The 17,286-nt window shown below is 42.1% G+C and carries 18 protein-coding genes; 7 read left to right on the top strand and 11 right to left on the bottom strand.

Annotated elements, in window-relative coordinates; all coding sequences use genetic code 11:
• Positions 1-311: 311 nt before the first annotated feature.
• Positions 312-443 carry a photosystem II reaction center protein PsbN gene (gene psbN, locus NSTC731_RS35225; protein ID WP_322674202.1) on the bottom strand — a complete coding sequence of 44 codons (132 nt, stop codon included), beginning with the start codon at positions 441-443 and terminating at the stop codon, positions 312-314.
• Between the two features lie 85 nt (positions 444-528).
• Here psbN and psbH point away from each other — a divergent pair, with 85 nt between their 5' ends.
• The 3 genes from psbH (at position 529) to pth (ending at position 2,026) form a co-directional block, all read left to right on the top strand.
• The gene (psbH, locus tag NSTC731_RS35220) at positions 529-732 is read left to right on the top strand and encodes a photosystem II reaction center phosphoprotein PsbH (RefSeq protein ID WP_322674201.1); all 204 of its coding nucleotides are present in this window, start codon (positions 529-531) and stop codon (positions 730-732) included.
• 142 nt (positions 733-874) lie between these two features.
• On the top strand, positions 875-1,147 hold the full coding sequence (locus tag NSTC731_RS35215; RefSeq protein ID WP_094348881.1) for a TatA/E family twin arginine-targeting protein translocase: 273 nt from the start codon (positions 875-877) through the stop codon (positions 1,145-1,147).
• A 237-nt stretch (positions 1,148-1,384) separates the two neighbouring features.
• Entirely contained in the window at positions 1,385-2,026 is a 642-nt protein-coding gene (pth, locus tag NSTC731_RS35210) for an aminoacyl-tRNA hydrolase (RefSeq protein WP_445628990.1), read from the top strand.
• A gap of 270 nt (positions 2,027-2,296) precedes the next feature.
• Here pth and rpsU read toward each other — a convergent pair whose 3' ends face one another.
• Both rpsU and NSTC731_RS35200 read right to left on the bottom strand, forming a co-directional pair.
• On the bottom strand, positions 2,297-2,476 hold the full coding sequence (gene rpsU / locus NSTC731_RS35205; protein WP_069073049.1) for a 30S ribosomal protein S21: 180 nt from the start codon (positions 2,474-2,476) through the stop codon (positions 2,297-2,299).
• 441 nt (positions 2,477-2,917) lie between these two features.
• Positions 2,918-3,262 carry a hypothetical protein gene (locus NSTC731_RS35200; RefSeq protein ID WP_445628989.1) on the bottom strand — a complete coding sequence of 115 codons (345 nt, stop codon included), beginning with the start codon at positions 3,260-3,262 and terminating at the stop codon, positions 2,918-2,920.
• Positions 3,263-3,669: 407 nt separating this feature from the next.
• Here NSTC731_RS35200 and NSTC731_RS35195 point away from each other — a divergent pair, with 407 nt between their 5' ends.
• Positions 3,670-4,506, top strand: a complete 837-nt coding sequence (locus NSTC731_RS35195; RefSeq protein ID WP_445628988.1) for an SPFH domain-containing protein — start codon at positions 3,670-3,672, stop codon at positions 4,504-4,506.
• A gap of 3 nt (positions 4,507-4,509) precedes the next feature.
• Here NSTC731_RS35195 and folP read toward each other — a convergent pair whose 3' ends face one another.
• From folP to NSTC731_RS35165, 6 genes are all read right to left on the bottom strand, one after another.
• Positions 4,510-5,370: a dihydropteroate synthase gene (folP, locus tag NSTC731_RS35190; RefSeq protein ID WP_445628987.1), complete on the bottom strand. Its 861-nt coding sequence runs from the start codon at positions 5,368-5,370 to the stop codon at positions 4,510-4,512.
• 95 nt (positions 5,371-5,465) lie between these two features.
• Positions 5,466-6,686, bottom strand: coding sequence for a bacteriohopanetetrol glucosamine biosynthesis glycosyltransferase HpnI (gene hpnI, locus NSTC731_RS35185; RefSeq protein ID WP_445628986.1), 1,221 nt, complete (start codon positions 6,684-6,686; stop codon positions 5,466-5,468).
• A 130-nt stretch (positions 6,687-6,816) separates the two neighbouring features.
• Positions 6,817-7,737, bottom strand: coding sequence for a hopanoid biosynthesis-associated protein HpnK (hpnK, locus tag NSTC731_RS35180; RefSeq protein ID WP_445628985.1), 921 nt, complete (start codon positions 7,735-7,737; stop codon positions 6,817-6,819).
• A 13-nt stretch (positions 7,738-7,750) separates the two neighbouring features.
• The gene (locus NSTC731_RS35175; RefSeq protein WP_445628984.1) at positions 7,751-8,611 is read right to left on the bottom strand and encodes a ferritin-like domain-containing protein; all 861 of its coding nucleotides are present in this window, start codon (positions 8,609-8,611) and stop codon (positions 7,751-7,753) included.
• 141 nt (positions 8,612-8,752) lie between these two features.
• A complete protein-coding gene (hpnJ, locus tag NSTC731_RS35170; protein WP_445628983.1) occupies positions 8,753-10,207 on the bottom strand; it encodes a hopanoid biosynthesis associated radical SAM protein HpnJ in 1,455 nt (484 codons plus the stop codon).
• 262 nt (positions 10,208-10,469) lie between these two features.
• On the bottom strand, positions 10,470-11,285 hold the full coding sequence (locus NSTC731_RS35165) for an MBL fold metallo-hydrolase (protein WP_445632245.1): 816 nt from the start codon (positions 11,283-11,285) through the stop codon (positions 10,470-10,472).
• Between NSTC731_RS35165 and NSTC731_RS35160 the strand changes: the two genes are divergently transcribed.
• The gene (locus NSTC731_RS35160; protein WP_445632273.1) at positions 11,229-11,390 is read left to right on the top strand and encodes a hypothetical protein; all 162 of its coding nucleotides are present in this window, start codon (positions 11,229-11,231) and stop codon (positions 11,388-11,390) included. The two genes, NSTC731_RS35165 and NSTC731_RS35160, sit on opposite strands and share 57 nt — an antisense overlap.
• Before the next feature lie 493 nt (positions 11,391-11,883).
• On the opposite strand, the gene NSTC731_RS35155 is transcribed toward NSTC731_RS35160, so the two are convergent.
• Both NSTC731_RS35155 and NSTC731_RS35150 read right to left on the bottom strand, forming a co-directional pair.
• Positions 11,884-12,687, bottom strand: a complete 804-nt coding sequence (locus tag NSTC731_RS35155; RefSeq protein WP_445628982.1) for an SDR family NAD(P)-dependent oxidoreductase — start codon at positions 12,685-12,687, stop codon at positions 11,884-11,886.
• 232 nt (positions 12,688-12,919) lie between these two features.
• Positions 12,920-14,575 carry a B12-binding domain-containing radical SAM protein gene (locus NSTC731_RS35150; protein ID WP_445628981.1) on the bottom strand — a complete coding sequence of 552 codons (1,656 nt, stop codon included), beginning with the start codon at positions 14,573-14,575 and terminating at the stop codon, positions 12,920-12,922.
• 339 nt (positions 14,576-14,914) lie between these two features.
• Between NSTC731_RS35150 and NSTC731_RS35145 the strand changes: the two genes are divergently transcribed.
• On the top strand, positions 14,915-16,534 hold the full coding sequence (locus tag NSTC731_RS35145; protein WP_445628980.1) for a cyclic peptide export ABC transporter: 1,620 nt from the start codon (positions 14,915-14,917) through the stop codon (positions 16,532-16,534).
• Positions 16,535-16,593: 59 nt separating this feature from the next.
• On the top strand, positions 16,594-16,824 hold the full coding sequence (locus NSTC731_RS35140; RefSeq protein ID WP_099099524.1) for a DUF6737 family protein: 231 nt from the start codon (positions 16,594-16,596) through the stop codon (positions 16,822-16,824).
• Positions 16,825-17,286 lie beyond the last annotated feature (462 nt).

Raw genomic sequence — 17,286 nt, 5'->3', positions numbered from 1 at the left:
GCCGTAACGCACTTCAAATATTATGTCTGGGTAATTAATTATGATTGCCATAGTCATTTCATTAGACTTCTTGCAAAAGTAACTTTTGCAATAGGGGGGAAAAGGTTAAAGGGAAAAGGGAAAAGGGTTTTTATAAGCCGCTTTCCCCTTTTCCCCTTACCCTTTTCCCCACAAATGCCAAGAAATCTGTTCCACACGCCAGTCGTTCATCGAGAAAACTCTGACAAGCAACAACAATGCTTGTCTACATAGGCGTAGTCCATCGTAGACATCGCATCAAAAATTTCTGCTGCGGACATGATATGACTCTTTTAATCCTCGTGGTCATCGAACGGATCGTTCAATTCCTTGCTAGGAGGGCCAAAGGAGGTATAAATCGAAATTCCAGTGATGGCAATCACCACGGCAGCCACAGAAATGCTAAGAACTATTGCGGGTTCCATAATTGAAAGATAGATGATGAGTGCTATTCTTATAGAATATTACAGAAGATTAAAAAAAGCTTTGGCAAGTAATCTTAGGTGAACTATGGCACAAAGGACTAGGTTGGGAGATATCCTGAAACCACTGAACTCTGAGTATGGGAAAGTGGCTCCAGGTTGGGGTACTACCCCTGTAATGGCTGTTTTTATAGGGCTATTTTTCGTGTTTCTGCTGATTATTCTGCAACTTTACAATAAAACACTGTTGGTTCAGGATGTATTTGTCGATTGGCGCAGTTTAGGACGCTAACACATACACGAGCTAGCGAGTTTGGATAACAAGTTAAGTTACACCCGGTTCTTCCGGGTTTTTTTGTGAGTTGCGATTTCCGACTAGACTAACTATATATGTGAGTTTTTGTAGTGGTTTTAGAGTTTACAGGAGACAAAAAATGAATATATTTGGTATCGGTCTGCCGGAAATGGCTGTAATTATGGTAGTGGCGCTGTTAATCTTTGGCCCAAAAAAGCTACCAGAGATCGGTCGGAGTGTGGGCAAAACAATTCGTAGTTTCCAAGAAGCTTCTAAGGAGTTTCAAAACGAGTTTCAAAAAGAAGCAGAACAGTTAGAAGAAGTTGTACAGACGACTGCTGAATTGGAACCTAAGCAAATCCACCCTGCTAAATCTGAGCAGGATACCGCTAGTTCTTCCCAACCTAGCTAGTCTGTCTAAGTTCGTAGTAAAAACTTTAGTCTTTATTTTCTAAGCACTAAAGTGCTTACTACAAACCCTTCATTACTAGTAGGCAACCTAAAAATGTTAGGTGGAGGTTGGGTAAAGGGTAAAGGGAAAAGGGTAAGGGATAAAAAACCTTTACCCTTTTCCCCTGCCCCTTTACCCCGCCAAGTTGCCAAGGCGTACTACTAGAAGAGTGATAAATATCAATTGACTGTAGGCAAAATGACAGAAGCTGTTACGCAACCAGCTTTGGTGATTCCACAACTAATCGTCGGGTTAGGGAATCCAGAAGCTAAGTACGACCAAACACGCCATAATATCGGTTTTGCTGCTTTAGAAACTCTCTCGCGTTCTTGGCGCATTTCCTTAACAGAAAACCGCAAGTTTCAGGGTGAGTATGGCGAGGGTATGGCCCCAGGTGGAGGTAAAATTCGCTTGTTGAAACCGTTAACTTATATGAATCGCTCAGGACAGGCAATACAAGCGGTGACAAGTTGGTATAAATTGCCGCCTGAGTCAGTGTTGGTTATTTATGACGATATGGATTTGCCCTTGGGAAAAACTCGTTTGCGCTTATCTGGTTCGGCTGGGGGACATAACGGCATGAAAAGTGCGATCGCACATCTTAATACCCAAAACTTTCCTCGTTTGCGAATCGGTATTGGTAAACCCAAAGATGCAGCTAATAACGATGATTCTGGTGCTATCTCTCATGTGCTAGGGCGATTTTCCGCTGCCGAAAATCAGCAGATGTCTCTTGTACTTCAGTTCGTAGTTGAGTGTATTGAACTAAGTCTCAAGCAGGGAGTAGAAAAGGCGATGAATGTTTGTAATAGCCGTACCATTAATAATTCTGAGTTTTAAGGCTGGATGAATACTATCCTATCAGCCGATCGAAGAAAGCTAACCGATGTTTAAAGGCGCTTATTTTGGTTGATGGGCAGCGATTTTAGCTTGCTCCATCTAACCAAGATAAAGTCTCTAACGCGCTCTAAGTATAGGAAAAGTAACTTATTTACACTCTAATTAGTGGTGCGGCAGACTTTGCTTAATATTTGTATGAATAATGGCGCAAGCGCTATTGCTTGTTTTCGGTCATAACCTCAAGCAACGCCGATATCACACCAAATAGGTTTATTTAAAACGTCTTGTGCGTCTAGCTGCCACTGCCTTACGTTTGCGTTTTTCTATTGGTGTTTCAAAGTGCCGATGATATTTTACATCAGCTAATATCCCAGCTTTGGAAACCTGGCGTTTAAACCGACGCAAAGCTGAGTCTATTCCTTCGTTCTCTCCTAGAACCACCTGGGTCATTCTTCCCTTTTCCTCATCATTAATAGTTTCCATTCTAATATTACCCTTAACCTTAGTAAAACCCCTCTGAGCTAAAGTCACAATTAAGAGGCTATTTGTCCGGTTGACGCGGGTTATGTGTACTTCTATCTCGTAAAATCGTTACTTAACTAAAAGTTAATCTAAGTGCCCTAATGCACTCAATACAGTTCGGTTAAAGGGGAAAGGGTAAAGGGGAAAGGGGAATAAAAAACCTTTAACCGCAAACCCATTTCCCTTTTCCCCAAACCCTATTTTGAGTTCAAAATGCTTATCCGAACCGTATTGCTAATGCACTCTCAGAAGCAATGGAGAAGATAGGAAAATTATAATACTAAATTTTTCTGGCTTTACTATGAACTAGCGAATAATGTAATCTTAGCTACTAAGGTAGATGAGTCAATCTGACTATATTTACAGATTTTAAAAGTTGATTCTGCCCTCATTTAGTAATTTATATCCAGCGGCTAATGCTGTAAAAGCAACTATGAAATTCCATAAGCTAGTTGGCTGTAAAATAACTCCACCGCTTAAGAAAACTAGTACTATACCAATGCCTAGAAAAATCCATCCTAAGTTACCAGTTTCTCTTTGAAAAAAGATTAATGCAAATACACCTATCATCGTTGCTAAAACTGAAGCTGTAGCCGGCAAGCTACGGTAAAAATATGAATAGTAACCGCTAACAAATATGATGTTTTGACCAAAAAAGTATAATCCTGTGAAAAGTAGAATTAAACCTATAAGTTTGATTAACAATCTACCCATAATATTTTGATGTTTTTAATAGCCCAAGCTAATTTTTATCCGATTATAGTGGGGTTTTTAAATCTTGCCAAATTTTACCTGAGAGGTTTGATTTTTTAAGTAAATATACTGAACAAAAATCCCGACTGTCTGAAAATGCCAGTGCAAGGACTAATTGATTACATCAATTAGTCCTTGCCAGCGTTTGATCGAGGTGCTTTAATAGCGATGTCTGACGACAAGAAGCAGAGCTTCTACGCATTCTGCAAAACAGTCTCACTTACAGAATATGTACAAAACTTGCAGCGATTCCACCTCACTGCTGGTGTTGATAAAATTACAGACTCAAAACATTAAACTCAAAGATATGACAAGCTAGTAGCATATCTTTGATATTAAATTCTCCCCAAAGCTGAATAGGAGCATACATGGAGCCAATTATTGCTATAGTTTTAGCCCTTATAGGTTATGCATTAGGTTCTGCAAAACTGATTAATCAAGGAAATGAAGCCTTAGTCGAACGCTTAGGGCGGTATCATCGAAAACTTAAGCCGGGGCTGAACTTTATTGTTCCCTTGGTCGATCAGATTGTAATGGAAGATACTACACGAGAGCAGTTTTTAGACATCAAACCTCAGAATGTGATCACCCAAGATAATATTTACGTAGAAGTGGACGCTATTGTATACTGGCGGATTCGAGATATCGAGAAAAGCTTTTACGCGATTGAGGATCTGCAAGGGGCACTGACACAGATCACCACAACTACTCTGCGAGAAATCATTGCTCAGAATACCCTAGAGCAGACCAACGTCTCTAGAGCGGAGATGGACTCAGCTATCTTAGACCAGTTGAATAGTATAACGGCAGATTGGGGAGTTGATATTCTCCGGTTAGATATTCAGAGAATTACTCTACCTGAAAGTGTGCGAAAGTCTAGGGAAGAGGAACAAGCCGCTGTCATCAAAAAACGGGCACTGATTACCGAAGCAGAAGGGGAAAAGGAAGCTGCGATTAAAAAAGCAGAAGGAACTATGGCTTCAGTGCAAATCATTTCTCAAGCTCTCCGTTCCAATCCCGACAGTAGGGATATTTTGCGGTATCTTGTGGCTCAAGATTACGTAGATGCTAGCCAAAAACTTGGTGAGAGCAGTAATGCCAAAATTGTCTTTGTAGACCCAGCTAACTCAAGTGAAATGTTTCAGGAGTTGATAGCCCACCCAGAAAATCCAGAAGGTAACGGCAAAAAATACGAAGAACAGTAATACCTAGCAATTACCTTGTGTGGCTTGTCTTGATAGGGCATCGGCGACTAATGAAACATCGCGCATTTCTTGAACATCATGAACTCGGAGGATATCAGCCCCATTAAAAATAGCAGCACAACAAGCTGCTGCCGTTCCCCAAACTCGTGCTTTGGGATCTGGTTGATTTAAAATGCGACCAATAAAACTTTTACGAGATGCTCCTACCAAGATAGGGCAGTTGAGTGGTGCGAGCGATCGCAAACCGCGAAAAATTTCTAAATTTTGCTCATAGTTTTTAGCAAAACCAATACCAGGATCGATAATAATTTTACCCAGATCGATGCCCGCAGTAGTTGCTGCCTCAATTTGCCGAGCCAAAAAACTATAAATCTCACCAAGCAAATCTTGATAATCAGTCTGTTGTTGCATTGTCTGTGGTGTTCCCCGGATGTGCATTAAAATCATCGGCACACCTAAGTTTGCGACTGTTGCCAACATTTCTGAGTCAAAAGTGCCGCCAGAAATATCATTAATAATATCCGCCCCAGCTTCTACAGATGCCTTGGCTACAGCAGCACGGGTTGTATCTACAGAAATTGGGACTGAAATTTTTGGTCTTAGCACCTGTAGTACCGATAGTACCCGATGGAGTTCCTCCACCAGAGTTATTTGCTTTGCCCCTGGTCGAGTTGATTGACCGCCCACATCAATGATGTCAGCACCAGCAGCCACCAGTGCTTGCGCCTGTACTAAAGCGGTAGAGGTAGTGTTAAACTCACCCCCATCACTAAAGCTATCGGGCGTTACATTTAAAATGCCCATCAAATAAGTCCGCTGTCCCCAATTGAAACAGCGTTCTCGAATTATCAAGTTTCTTGGCATAACCCTGTTTTGTCACTCTTGGAAAACAATAATCGAAGCAAGATTGTGAAACTTTCTGCCAAAACGGGATGCTCCCCATAAGAAAGTTAGCACTGCTATGCGCCCTTATCAATCAAAACCTTGATTGATAATCGATCGTTTTTGTCTTCTGGTACTAATAGCTTTCCATCTTTAGTTAGCTTCAGTTGTTGCCCCCGCCACTCTATAGTGTTGCCAATAAAGCCAAAACACCAAATAACAAAGCTTAATAAGTCGCACCCAAGAACGAGCCACAAAAACTTTTTGACTATTGGATCTTTCAAACTGATAGTACCAACAACCCAAGCCATCACCAATCTTGTTATCCAACAGATAGATAATCCTAGCCATCCTAATATTGAACCATTAGTGGTAATCAGCAGCAACAAGCTGGTGACGACACCATAGGTAAAAATTAGTCCTAGATAACCCCAAGGACGAGAAACTCGTTTACCACGCACCCAACGAATCTGCCGTCTGATGGCATCAACGAAGTTGTTGCTTATCTGTACGTGTTCAACTATGTAGTCAGAAAGTACAACTTTGTAACCTGCTTGGACAGGTAGATAGCCTAGTTGGAAATCATCTGCCAGATAATCAGCGATCGCTTCAAATCCACCGATAGCTTCTAGTACTTTTTTCGGAATGACAATGGTGGAACCAAAGGCAAATTTTATCCCATTTTCTTTAATGTTACTGACTAAAACCCCGGCGTGAAATTCAGTAGTAGTACTAATAGCTTCTAATATCGATATCCATCCTTGAGTTACGGTTCGATACATACAGGTAACTACACCCACGTTTTCATCTTGCAACGGCTGGATAACTCTTTGCAAATAGTCACCTCCAACTCGAATATCACTATCAGCAAGGATTAGAATTTCGTATTTAGCTTTGGTTGCGGCATTGGCTAAGTTGCTAATTTTCAGGTTTGTACCGATGACGCGATCGCTTACAATCAGCAAAATATCCAAATCTGAAAAATTGTGGATGATTTTCTCTACAATCTCTATGCAAGGGTCTTGAGAGTTTCGTACTGCAAAGATAATTTGATATTTGGGATAGTTCTGCTGACAAAATGAGGCGAGGTTTTCATAAGCATTACTATCAAGTCCACAAATGGGTTTGAGGATACTAACAGGTGGATGAAACTCTCGATTAACTGCTTGGGGAGCAGCAAAAAAAGTTATTGCTGCATAAATTGCATAGCAATAAAACAAAACAGACGCTATGCACAAAATTAGGAGAAAATAACTAGCGATCGCATGAATATTTGTTAAGAAGGTAGATGCAAACATAGCCATTCATTACCAGGCAATTAGTATTAGCATTTTCTAGATTCACTGCCGATAAGTTTAGGATTTTTGTATGTACGTTTAATGGGATTTGGATGACAAAGTTATTACTGTGAATTATGGAAAATCAAATTTAGGTGATACGTTGGGATAGCAAATGATGGTTAGTAAGTTCAAAGCCGTTACTCAGGAGGGCTTCGCGTACCTGACGACTTAACAATGCAGCCAGTTCTGCTTCCCCTGTGCTTAGTTCTCCATTGGCGTTGGCGAAGCCCGCACTTCGACATGGTTCGACTTCGCTCACCAGTCGCTCAGTGACCACCGCAGGCATCGCTGGATGAGAGTAAATCTCCACCAAGTTTGCCTGAATCTGAGGTATCAATCCAAGTAAATATTCCTCTGTAATGCCTCCAGTTTGCAATAAACCGTAAACTCTTTGGGTAAAGCTAATACCTTGGACCTCTAGCAGTTTCTCACCATAGTGGCGTAGTCTGCCAAATACTCCTGACCAAACTAGTTTTGTCAGTAGATGATTGCGATTAACTCTTAAGTTCATTCTCAGTTCTTCACTGGGAAGACGAATTACTTTAATATCAAATTCTGCTGCCAAATCAACTAAAATACGCAAGACTACTGGATGTATGTGCAAATGCAAATGTCCATCGACATGAGAAAGAGGTAAATTAGTAGAACGGTATTTTTCTAATTGGGCGCGAATTTCTTGGCGCAGTTCTTGATGGGTTTCTTTGACAAATTGATAGCGCAAACCGGCGAAAAATGGACTGTTGGAAAAGTTACCCTGTTTGTCAACTAAATGAGGAATTTGCTCTGGCGGTAAGACAGAACGACCACATACCAACACAAGATGTAGTCCAACAGCCAGGTTTGGATTTGCTTTTGCCAAAGTCACAGCCTCTTTTGCAGCATCAGCACTCACCATCAGGCTGGTACTAGTTAGCACTCCTTCTTTATGTGCTTTGATAATTGCTTGATTAACTCCTTCAGAGAAACCAAAGTCATCACCATTGATGATGGCGAATCGCTGTGCTTGCATAAGTTTTGGATTTTTAAGGTTCCGATAATTGAGCTATTGAATTAGACTGACGCTGAGGTATAAGCCTAAAAGTTGCTAAGGCAGTTTTCGCTAGGTTTGGTATCAGTTGCGGTTGAAGTAATTCTCGATTAAAGACACCAAGCCGTCGAGTATTTTCTTGCAAGCAAGTAGATAACAATAACTCTGGGGTTAAATTATCTATAAAGTTGCTAGCACCGGTAGCTGTGAAACCCTCTTGTTGTTCTTCGTTAGAACCACTAAAGGCTTTAATCTTATCTTGTAATGCTCTGCTGTAATGTACAAGAGCATTAATTCCCCGCGACCAATTACTTTTACCCTCCTGAATTTGCTGGTATGTAACCCAATTCACAAAAAACATGATATGACGAGCTTCTTCATTAAGAACTGCATCGAAGATATCAAATAATGATTCTGGAATGTAGTTGATATGACGACGAGCAAGCCCAAACAAGCCAAAGGCTAAAAAAGAGTCAAGACATTCACCAAAACCAAAGTCAAGGAAGGCGGTTTTAATATTACTAGGAAGTACAGGTTCAGGAGGCGGGGAAATTTGAATATCGTAGCGCTCGATCAGGAATTTAATTAGTTTACCGTGGCGAACTTCTCCCATCCCTTGGAGAGCGATCGCTTCTTTTAATAAAGGGTCGCTAATTGTGGCTGCAAAAGCGTTTACCATCACTCCTGCTTCTTGTTCGGTATTGAGTGCTTCTCTCCAAAAAGGAATGCTTCGCAAGCTTTCGAGAGCAACATTATCCAGATTTGGCCAAGGGAGGCTTTCTGGTTCATACTCCAAGTGACTTTCAAGAAAGCTACGACAAAAAAGCTCTTTGTGTTCTTTGCTTCCTATTTTCATGGCTGAAGAATTTTTAACTTGTTGATAAGTAGTTCAGACAGAATTAATTACACGGTGCGATCGCGATCGCAGTAAATTATTTTTGTGCGTTTACTCATTTGGCTGGGTTATCGTTAATTCCTCCATAAAAATAACCAACAACTAACCAACAACTACTGATTCTGCTTTCGCAGTTGCTTGGGTGCGACGGTCTTTTAAGTAAGAGAAAAATTCCCGCCCTTCGCGCAAGCGACGCACTAACATTTGGGGATCGGCGAGCATTTCACCAACAATTGGAATAATCGCTCTGGGACGAAAGTAAAACTTCCGATACATCCTTTCAACTGCATCCTCAATTTCAGCGCTGGAGAGATTTGGATATTGCAGTGTAGACATTTGAATTCCAGAACTAGCAACTAAAGAAGTGTTGCTAAACCAATTATTTTCTTGTGCTTGACGATAAAGTTCTGTTCCGGGATAGGGAGCAGCGATGGAAACTTGAATTGTATGCGGACTAATTTCACAAGCAAACCGGACTGTTTCTTCAATTGTTTGTGGGGTTTCGTCGGGTAAACCAATAATAAATGTGCCGTGTACGGTAATGCCAAGTTTATGACAATTTTCCATAAACTTTCGCGCTACTTCCAGCTTGATTCCTTTCTTAATTCCATCTAAAATTTGCTGATTTCCAGATTCAAATCCTACCAAAAGTAGGCGTAAGCCATTATCGCGTAGTTTTTTCAGAGTGTCATAATCTAGATTTGCACGGGCGTTACAACTCCAAGTTAGTTTGAGTCGCCGCATGTGTTCGCTAATGGCGATCGCTCGCTGTTTGTCTATAGTAAATGTGTCATCATCAAACATATATTCCCGCACTTTGTCACCGAAGATCGCTTTCGCTTCTTCCATCTCGCGGCCAACAGCTTCGGGGCTTTTTGTGCGGTATAAGTGTCCGCCAATTGTTTGCGGCCAAAGGCAAAAGGTACATTTTGCCGGACAGCCCCGCCCAGTGTAAAAGGAAATGTATGGATGCAATAAGTAGCCAATAAAGTATTTGGTAATATCTAAATCGCGATGATAAATCGGCAATACACTGGGCATCGAATCCCAATCGTGAATCAAGGGACGATCTTGATTATGATGGATATTACCCTGGCGATCGCGGTAGCTTAAACCTGTGATTTCTTCCCAAGATTTACCCTCTGCGATTTCTTTGCAGGTATAGTCGAATTCGTGACGACACACAAAGTCAATGATTGGGTTTTCAACCAACGTCTGTTCTGGTAATACTGCGACGTGCGCTCCAATCAAGCCAATCTTGACATCAGGGTTGTGAGCTTTGATTGTCTTGGCACACTTGACATCATTAGCCAGCGAAGGCGTGCTGGTGTGCATGATAATTAGCTCGTAATCTTGAGCAATTTCGATGACATCTTCTACTGTTTGACCGTGTGGGGGTGCATCAATCAGCTTGCTACCAGGCACAAGGGCTGCGGGTTGCGCCAACCATGTCGGATACCAGAAAGAAGTAATTTCGCGCTTGGCTTGGTATCGGGAACCTGCACCACCATCAAACCCATCGAAGGAAGGAGGACTGAGAAACAAAGTTTTTTTCACAGGTAGATTTCCCTTTGCAGGTTTTAGCTAACACTTTTTTAGGATAAAACCTAAAGGGCAGCTGATGCGATCGCAGTTCTAAATCATTCATTAAATTTTCTATTTCTCTCTCTTTAGCGAAAAATATTTTTTAATCTGAGGTACAAATCTCTGCGTACCTCTGCGCTTTACTTTGCGTCCCTCTGCGTTACAAAATATTATTTGTACCTCACTTAACTGGGAATCGCTATAACCAAGCTTTTGTTGATTTGGAATGATTGTTTTATTTTTGCCGTGTTGTACTAGATTGGTCAGCGAATGCTTTGAATTCGACAGCATCATGACTACAGAACAGGCGTATATCTTGATTGCGATCGCTTGATAATGCGCGTAGCCGGTCTTGATTGAGCAATCGAGCTTTGCGATCCACTTCCATCATCCATTGGTAGGCGCGTAAACCTGGCGTGCAGCTTTTTTTGGCTGAGTCCATCTCGTGCCGATAAAAGTAGGCATCACCTGCGTGCAAAAGCCAACCCTCTGGTGTATCAATGGCGATACCAGCATGACCTCGTGTGTGACCGACAAGGGGAATGAGGAGAATTTCTGGCGGTAGCCCGTCGAGGTTACGCACTGCTTCAAAGCCGAACCAAGGTTCGCCTCCGGCTGAATAATACTTCCAGTGCTTAACCTCATCCCACTGTTGTGGACGAAAGCGCCTTTTGGCAATGAATCCGCGCCGATCCTGGGCGTTTTCCATCTCAGTTTGCATTACATGTACGGTTGCTTCTGGAAAATCTTCTAGACCACCGGCATGATCGAAATCGAGGTGGGTAAGCACAATATGACGCACATCTCGCGCGGAAAATCCCAACTTTTCAATTTGATCCACTGCTGTGTATTTTTTATCAAACTGGATGCCATTGAAATGAATGAAAAACGGGCTGAGGCGGGAGTAAGGCGAGTTGATATCGCGCAGTCCGAAGCCAGTATCAATTAGAACAAGTCCCTGCTCTGTCTCGATCAGCAGACAGTGGCAGACGAGATGAGCTCTCGGGCCGCGACTGAAGCCATCGAAGAGGGCCCCGCCAATCGGGCACATACAGCCACAATTGAGATGATGAATTTGCATAAATCCTCCGTTACGACTTTGACGGTCAAAATAAGTAGTGATGCACATCTGTGCCTTGGTGTCAACTTAGCGTGAAACCCTTGAAAACCACTCACTTACCATGACTATCCTCGTTACCCCACCCTAACCCTCTTTCTGGGGCAGGTTTTTTTGATTAGACAAATTTTTGGGATTTTAAAACCAAAACCATTGTCTGAGAACTTAAAACTACGTTCAATAATTGAGAACATTCTCAACTATTTATCGAAAGCCTAAAAGCCTGCCCTTGAAAGACCCTAACCCTCCCCTTGTAAAGGGGAGGGAACAAGATTTCTCTCGTTCCCAGTCTCCGACTGGGAATGCCGTCCTAGAGGCTCCGCCTCCCTTGCTGGCGGCTCTGCCGCCAAGAGCAACATTTCCAGCCTAGAGGCTGGAAACGAGATTTGAAAAGGCTTTTAGCTGAAGTTGACACCAATGACAGTTGTACGCCCCTACAGATGTACAAATAATTTGGGATAATTTCTTTTTTCCAAGTCCGTTAGCCCAGGCGATCGCACCCTGCTTAAAATGAGTCTTGATTGGGTACAAATTAGTTGTTGCCCGATCCTGGCTCACTGAGTTTGCGGTGCAGTTCAGCATTGACGGTATCAGGTAAGACCTTGCTCACAGTTCCCTGAAGCTTCGTTTTCAGCGAACCAGCGATGATGTCATCTTTGCCTGCCATCAAAGCTTCAAAACCCTGCTTGGCCACCTCAGCTGGATCGTCCTTTTGATCCGTGCCCACTTTTGTGTCGTCCATACCCGCGCGGTGGAAGAAGTTGGTATCGGTGGGCCCCGGCATCAGGGCGGTGACGGTAACGCCCGTGTCCTTCAATTCGTTGCGTAACCCTTCTGAAAAGGAATGCACAAAAGCTTTGGAGGCGGCGTAGACTGTCTCGAACGGGCCGGGCATCAAAGCGGCAATCGACGACGTGAAAAGGATTCGACCCTTGCCAAGCTCAACCATATCCTTTACCACCCGTTTAGCAAGATGTACAGAGGACACGACATTTAGATCGATCAGATTGAGTTCGTCCTTTAAATCGGTTTCACGGGCGAAATCACCCCCGACTCCAACACCTGCGTTGATGGCGATCGCATCCACTGGTCGCCCAGTTGCCTTAATCTGGTTGTAGAGTGTCTCAACTCCGTCATAGTTAGCGAGATCGGCCTGCACCGTCTCAACTTTAGCACCCAGTTCCTCGAAGGCAATAGCCGCTTCGTCAATGCTCGATCCGGTGGCTGTAACTAGAAGATCGAAGCCGTTTTGAGCAAACTGTTTTGCGAGTTCATAACCGATGCCGTTAGAGGCACCTGTCACGACAGCCAAGGGTCGGGTCACTGAACTGTTCATAACCATTAAAAATTCCTATGTAACTGCTCCACACTCGCTTGCTATGGTTTTATTGCTACCAAATAATTGCATAGACTGTGGGCTTTCAACCCTTACAATCTTAGGTAGGTAGCAGTGCGATCGCGTCTTTCCCAGGAAGTATCGCGAGTGTATCTTCAAGGTTACTTTTTTACAGTTCTGTATATACCTCTAACAGACTTTCAGGCTCTCAAAACTTATTTTAATAGTTACCTTAGCTACGAACTTTCGTAACGATTTTCTGGGAATAAAACGAAGCCGATTCTTCATTTTTGGCACAATCTTGGGCAAACTTAATCAAATGGTGTCCAACAAGTCCAACGTGAACTAAGTTTTCAATATTACCTGCTTTTAGTGCTGGCTTGGCCATTTTCCAGAAAGTCTGACGATAGTTACTAAATAAGCCTATCCGCACCAAAATATTAGTTAAATAAGTTAAACCCTTGCGAATATTAGCCGCAGAAGTTCGAGAGGGGCTGTTAGGTACTTCGATGCGATTTGGATAGGTGTGTTCCATATTGTAGGCAAATCGCTGATATAAAAATTCTGGCTCATAAGCAGTTGTAATGCAGCGCCGCCACATCTCAACAACTTGCTCGTAGGGCATCAAAAATTCAACATTTGATTCCCGGTTTTCATCATAGACAAGTCGCCCTTCTGCTTCTAATCTCCGCCATAATGGAGTTCTCGGTAATGCATGAAGCAGGTTAATTGTCAACATGGGAATTTGCGATGCCCGAATAAATTCGAGAATTCGGTCTGCTGTTTCTGGTGTATCTGTATCTAACCCAATAATGATTCCCGAAACTACTTCCATACCATAACTATTTAAAACCTGAATCGCTTTTAAGATTGGCATACTCAGATTTTGGTCTTTGGAAATCGCATGGAGGGCATTTGGTTCTGGTGTTTCGATCCCGCAAAAGATTGTACAGAAATAAGCTTCGCGCATCATTTCCAGCAGTTTGGGACTTTGAGCGAGGTTAAGGGTTGCTTCACAGGCAAATTGGATGGGATAGCCATTGCGTTTTTGCCAGTCAATCAGATGAGGAAGTAACTTCATGGCGGCGCGGCGATCGCCAACAAAGTTATCATCGACAAAATACACTGCTCCCAAATTCCCAGATTGTCGCATTGCATCTAACTCCGCGACTACTTGCTCTGGCGTTTTCATCCGGGGATTGTTGCCATAGAGTTCGGGAATATCGCAAAACTCGCAGCGATAAGGGCAACCACTAGAAAATTGCACATTTGCCAAGAAATAATCATTGATATTCAGCAAATGATAAGCTGGGGTGGGAAACTCTGTTAAGGGTAAACGTTCCTTGGTTTCAAAGCGAATTTGTTGTTGCGGACGTTGAGAGTTTTGGTCTAGATATTCGATCATGTGATCGCTAGCATCTCCCAACTCACCCAAGTGTAAAATGTCAAAATCAGGATAATATTCTGGACACCCAGATACCGAAGGGCCGCCCACAACGGTAATTTTCCCGGCTCGATGGGCAAGTTCGTTAATTTGATTAATCTGTGGTTTTTGGATATGCATTCCACTCACAATCACCACATCAGCCCATTGGTAATCAGCCCTTGTTGCTGATTTGACATTCTCATCAATAAACCGCACTTCCCATTCTTTAGGTAAGTAGGCAGCCACAATTAAAATACCTTGGGGTGGCATAAAAGCCCGAACACTACCCATCAGTGGGTAAGCATGATGAAAAGTACCAAAGGAACGGCTGTACTTAGGAAAAATACACAGAATGCGTCGATGGTGCGAAGGAACGTAGCGGGTTCCTTGAGTGACAGAAGCGGTTTGAGAATTGCCGGCTACATTAATTTGATTCTCTAAAGACTTTAAATTCACAGTCATTGCAAATTTCACCCTGAAAAACTGAGCAGGTAATTTGACAGTTTCTTGACATAATTAGCTGTAATTCCAACTAGCTTACCAAAGAAAGGCAGAAGGCAGAAGGAATTATAAATGTATTTTTGCTCAAAACAAAGTCCTAAAGATTATAAATCGTCCAATGTTGCCTTCTGCCTGATTCATCGTCATATTTGAAAGGGTATTTAACTGGTAAAATATAAAATCTACCCTCGCAATGCAAATTTGATTGGTTGGCAAACAACTATTATGGAAATCGCGCATGGGACATAAAAAGAGAGATTTTCATTTTTTGTTGTGTCCAACTGGGTATAGGCATCTGTCATGAATTTGATTTACTTTCTTTTGCGTTCTTCGTGGGGGATGGTGGCGATCGCGATCGCTACCGGATTTTTGAGTGGCGGTAGTAGTGCTGGCTTGATTGCCTTAATTAGCCATGCTGCAAGTAGCGGTAATGCTTCCCGCCTCACATCGATAATCTGGGGTTTTGCGGGGCTGGCTATAGTTGCACTAATTACCAGTATCGTTTCTCAAGTGATGCTGATTCGCCTTTCTCAGAATGCAGTCTTGCAATTACGGATGCGTTTAAGTCGTCAGATTCTCGCTTCCGAGTTGAGTCATCTAGAACGCTTAGGGAATCCTCGATTATTGGCTACTTTAACAGAAGATATTCAGGCGGTGGCTAATGCTGTTTATCAGATGCCTTTTATCTTTATTAATTTAGCGATCGTCCTGGGTTGTATAACATATATAACCTGGCTCTCTTGGTTAGTATTGTTGATGGTTTGTGGGATTTCAGTAGTTGCGATCGCTAGTTGTCAATGGCTACTCAACAGAGGCGGTAAATTACTTACTTTAGCTCGTGAAGATGAAGATCGGTTGTTTAAAGATTTTCGCACCATTACCGAAGGAGTCAAGGAACTTAAACTAAATTACAAGCGACGTGAAGACTTTTTAGAAGAAAAATTACAATCAACTGCTAACGATTTTCGCAATCACAACGTTAACGGTCTAAGCCTTTTTGCCATAACTTCAAGTTGGGGTCAACTCATATTCTTTTTTGCTCTCGGTTTTGTATTATTCGTGTTGCCTAATCTGCTTACTATCAATCCCGAAACTCTCTCTGGCTACATTTTGACCTTCACTTACTTGGTGTTACCAATGGATAACATCATTAGTAAACTTCCTCTATTAAGCAAAGCTAGCATTGCTTTACAAAAAATCGAATCGCTGGGTTTATCTCTAGCTAGTCGAACTGAAATATCCACTGTTCCACCTGCTCTGAAATCTGACTGGCAGAGGTTAAAAATTCAAGGTGTCACCCACACTTACTACACAGAGCAAGAAGACAATAGCTTTATTTTTGGCCCCGTCGATCTAACACTTTATCCTCAAGAATTAGTCTTTATTGTTGGCGGTAATGGTAGCGGTAAATCTACATTAGCTAAATTAATTACTGGGCTTTATATCCCAGAAAACGGCGAAATCTGGTTTGATGATGAGTTAATTAGCGAAGAGAATCGAGAATGGTATCGCCAGCATTTTTCCGTGGTGTTTTCCGACTTTTATTTATTTGAAGAACTTTTAGGATTAAAAAATTCTTACTTGGATGCTCAAGCCAGAAAATATTTACAAAAACTGCAACTAGACCATAAGGTGAAAGTTGAGAATGGACAACTTTCTACCACTGCTCTTTCTCAAGGACAACGAAAACGGCTAGCTTTACTCACAGCCTACTTGGAAGATCGACCAATTTATCTGTTTGATGAGTGGGCAGCCGATCAAGATCCAGTATTCAAAGAAATATTCTACACTCAACTTCTCCCAGAAATGCGATCGCGGGGCAAAACAGTACTGGTAATTAGCCATGACGATCGCTATTTTCATTTAGCAGACCGAATTATCAAACTTGACTATGGCAAAATAGAGTACGATAAAACTTAATCTGGCAAAACAATTCATAATTATTAAAAGAATATTTGGAGTTTGACTAAATAAAACTAATGTCTGAACAAAAGCCCATAAATCCTTGGAACTACAAACCTTGGTGGTGTCAACCCTGGTCTATAGTTCTCACAGGTGTAACACTGATTGGTGGTAGCTGGTTACTATTTAAAACTATCTGGCTAACAGTTCTCGTTTCCATCCCAATAGGAACGTGGATGGCATTTTTTGTGTTGTTTTGGCCACAACTAATGATTCGCAGTGGAATTTTAGAGTCGTATAAAGAGTAGTTTGAGCTTAATGTAATGCGGGAAATTAGTCTAGGTAGAGAAAATTATTCCACCGCGTTCGAGAATTTAGCATCTTAGATCGTGTCCAGCTAATTATATCAAGTTCGGGTGATTAAGTAGGTAGGCGTAAATATTTTTCATTGGGATAAGGCAGTCTTGCTGGAGGCTCAGTTGGCAGGAGGGAAGAGGATTTTAGCCTCGTTCATTTTTGTTAATATAGTTTGGTTTTATTTTACCGACCTACTTACTTGTAATAAAATCTATTAATGTAGCGACTGTCTTAAAAGTCAAGCAATTGATTTGTTTGTGAAAATTTATGAAAGCGATGCCTACGATGGTCACTGAGCCAAGTCGAAGTGTGGGCTACGCCTACGCACCTGTGTACTCGATCGCGGTGCGATAAAGTTTGGAGTACCTCAAAACGACTTTTAAGTACCTCAAAACGACTTTGGAGTACCTCAA

Source organism: Nostoc sp. DSM 114167, assembly GCF_052692655.1.
This window is presented reverse-complemented; position numbering and strand designations above follow the sequence as displayed.

What these genes read in the sequence shown, in the direction of transcription:
- psbN (WP_322674202.1), bottom strand. Translation starts at nt 443, where the DNA reads ATGGAACCCGCAATAGTTCTTAGCATTTCTGTGGCTGCCGTGGTGATT.
- NSTC731_RS35145 (WP_445628980.1), top strand. Translation starts at nt 14,915, where the DNA reads ATGAATTTGATTTACTTTCTTTTGCGTTCTTCGTGGGGGATGGTGGCG.
- NSTC731_RS35150 (WP_445628981.1), bottom strand. Translation starts at nt 14,575, where the DNA reads ATGACTGTGAATTTAAAGTCTTTAGAGAATCAAATTAATGTAGCCGGC.
- psbH (WP_322674201.1), top strand. Translation starts at nt 529, where the DNA reads ATGGCACAAAGGACTAGGTTGGGAGATATCCTGAAACCACTGAACTCT.
- NSTC731_RS35215 (WP_094348881.1), top strand. Translation starts at nt 875, where the DNA reads ATGAATATATTTGGTATCGGTCTGCCGGAAATGGCTGTAATTATGGTA.
- hpnK (WP_445628985.1), bottom strand. Translation starts at nt 7,737, where the DNA reads ATGCAAGCACAGCGATTCGCCATCATCAATGGTGATGACTTTGGTTTC.
- NSTC731_RS35160 (WP_445632273.1), top strand. Translation starts at nt 11,229, where the DNA reads ATGAGCTCTCGGGCCGCGACTGAAGCCATCGAAGAGGGCCCCGCCAAT.
- NSTC731_RS35140 (WP_099099524.1), top strand. Translation starts at nt 16,594, where the DNA reads ATGTCTGAACAAAAGCCCATAAATCCTTGGAACTACAAACCTTGGTGG.
- NSTC731_RS35195 (WP_445628988.1), top strand. Translation starts at nt 3,670, where the DNA reads ATGGAGCCAATTATTGCTATAGTTTTAGCCCTTATAGGTTATGCATTA.
- NSTC731_RS35165 (WP_445632245.1), bottom strand. Translation starts at nt 11,285, where the DNA reads ATGTGCCCGATTGGCGGGGCCCTCTTCGATGGCTTCAGTCGCGGCCCG.
- pth (WP_445628990.1), top strand. Translation starts at nt 1,385, where the DNA reads ATGACAGAAGCTGTTACGCAACCAGCTTTGGTGATTCCACAACTAATC.
- NSTC731_RS35155 (WP_445628982.1), bottom strand. Translation starts at nt 12,687, where the DNA reads ATGAACAGTTCAGTGACCCGACCCTTGGCTGTCGTGACAGGTGCCTCT.
- hpnI (WP_445628986.1), bottom strand. Translation starts at nt 6,686, where the DNA reads ATGTTTGCATCTACCTTCTTAACAAATATTCATGCGATCGCTAGTTAT.
- rpsU (WP_069073049.1), bottom strand. Translation starts at nt 2,476, where the DNA reads ATGACCCAGGTGGTTCTAGGAGAGAACGAAGGAATAGACTCAGCTTTG.
- NSTC731_RS35175 (WP_445628984.1), bottom strand. Translation starts at nt 8,611, where the DNA reads ATGAAAATAGGAAGCAAAGAACACAAAGAGCTTTTTTGTCGTAGCTTT.
- folP (WP_445628987.1), bottom strand. Translation starts at nt 5,370, where the DNA reads ATGCCAAGAAACTTGATAATTCGAGAACGCTGTTTCAATTGGGGACAG.
- NSTC731_RS35200 (WP_445628989.1), bottom strand. Translation starts at nt 3,262, where the DNA reads ATGGGTAGATTGTTAATCAAACTTATAGGTTTAATTCTACTTTTCACA.